This is a genomic window from Acinetobacter sp. NIPH 817, assembly GCF_000368405.1.
Classification (GTDB): domain Bacteria; phylum Pseudomonadota; class Gammaproteobacteria; order Pseudomonadales; family Moraxellaceae; genus Acinetobacter.
Genome location: NZ_KB849432.1, coordinates 1 through 1,618, shown reverse-complemented (window position 1 = coordinate 1,618; position 1,618 = coordinate 1). Strand labels below are relative to the sequence as shown.

Below are 1,618 nucleotides of genomic sequence, written 5' to 3'. Positions count from 1 at the left end.
ACATTTGTTCCCATGCGTTCCGCGATTTGCGCTTGGGATAGACCTGCCTCTCGACGTGCAGTAAGTACCATATCGAGCAAGGGCATTTCTTCACGTTCAATTCGTTCGTATTCGGTACGCACTGCTGAACGAGATAATGCAAGTGCTTTCATTTCTTCATGTGTTCGCATTTTTCACCTCTTTCATGCGGTCAAGTGCTAGGTTTAGATCTTGCTTAGGTGTTTTTTGGGTTTTCTTAACAAAACTATGGAGCATTACAATGCGTTTACCGACTAGTGTGCAATACATAACACGAGCAATACCTTCTTGAGATTTTAAGCGCAACTCAAATAGTCCTTTACTCATTGGTAATGTGTGAGATTCTCCTAAGTTTGCGCCGGGGGTGAGTCTATTACTTTACCCAGTGCATTATTTAATATAGTTCTATAGACATCCAAGCGTTCTTTGTAATTTTCAATAAACTTAGTCAACTCTATGTCATCAGGGCTACTTAACTTACGAAAATGTTTTCACTTCCTATTATTTCACGAAAATCAAAGCTCATTGTGCAACGAATATAAATATAAGATGACTTTTAAATCAGCTTGTCTCTAATCTCGAATCCGCTAATATCCTCAAAAGCTATTTTTCTTGTCCATTTACTTCTTCAAATACACCTTTGGGGTTCAAAAGCATGTGTTTGATCGGTTGACCAGTGAGCTGATTAATATCCAAAAGATCATAAACCATTTGTTGTCCTAGCTGTTCACGCCGGACGGCTTCAACAATTTCCTGCATGTTTTGAAATTCTTCAAAACTCAGAACAACAGCTTCGGGCGTATTCTTCGTATAAACAAAAACAGGTTTATGACTTTCTTTGACACATTGAACAATTTTGCTCCAAGATTTGCGAACATCAGACGCAGAAACAATCGCACCGTTTATAAAAGTTAATCGACTCATATCTAAGACCTTATACTGGATGGCAAAAATTAAATCACTTTAGAATATTGTTCCGAATGTAAGAAAACGACCGTTATTTATTATGGGGCTATTATATTTCTAAAATTAGTAGATGATATTTGTATGTAACTATATAATCTAAAAAAATAAATTTTAAATCGTGCAAATTAAAAATAGGGAAAGCTATGCTTACTGGAGTCTATATAAATAATGTTGCTACTTATAGTGTACCAACACAATTAGATGGTTTAAAGTAGATAAATTTTATATTTGGGGCAAATGGGTCTGGAAAAACTACAATTGTAGAATTATAGATCAACCATTAGGCTACACACATTGTTTACTTCAATGGCTTGGTGAAGAACCAATAAAAACTCTAGTCTATAATAAAGATTTTATTGATCGTAATTTCAATCAAGAAAATACCGTTAAAGGAGTTTTTACTCTAGGTGACGATCAAGTTGAGGCAGAAGGTCAAATTGCTTTATTGCGTCCACAAATGAGGGTGAATGGAAGCGTAAAAAATATCAGCCTGAATATCGTCGCCAATGGCGTAAATTACATATTGGTATAGATGCTAAAAAACCTTACAAATACGCGCTGTTCAGCTCACAACCAACAATGTGAGTGATTCACAGGTACTTGGTGATTTACTCGATCAGATTCCACAAGATGA

General features: G+C 35.8%; 2 protein-coding genes and 2 pseudogenes. 2 read left to right on the top strand and 2 right to left on the bottom strand.

The window, feature by feature from the left end:
• Window positions 1–156 precede the first annotated feature (156 nt).
• Together F968_RS19440 and F968_RS19435 are read right to left on the bottom strand one after the other, a co-directional pair.
• A pseudogene (locus F968_RS19440) lies at window positions 157–366 on the bottom strand (type II toxin-antitoxin system RelE/ParE family toxin); the annotation flags it as partial.
• Window positions 367–621: 255 nt separating this feature from the next.
• Window positions 622–942 carry a type II toxin-antitoxin system Phd/YefM family antitoxin gene (locus F968_RS19435; RefSeq protein ID WP_002123990.1) on the bottom strand — a complete coding sequence of 107 codons (321 nt, stop codon included), beginning with the start codon at window positions 940–942 and terminating at the stop codon, window positions 622–624.
• A gap of 238 nt (window positions 943–1,180) precedes the next feature.
• Between F968_RS19435 and F968_RS20785 the strand changes: the two genes are divergently transcribed.
• Window positions 1,181–1,516 (top strand): AAA family ATPase, encoded by a 336-nt coding sequence (locus F968_RS20785; protein WP_322782740.1) that lies wholly within the window; start codon window positions 1,181–1,183, stop codon window positions 1,514–1,516.
• Window positions 1,444–1,618: pseudogene (locus F968_RS20125) on the top strand (transposase); the annotation flags it as partial. The gene F968_RS20785 and the pseudogene F968_RS20125, both read left to right, overlap by 73 nt.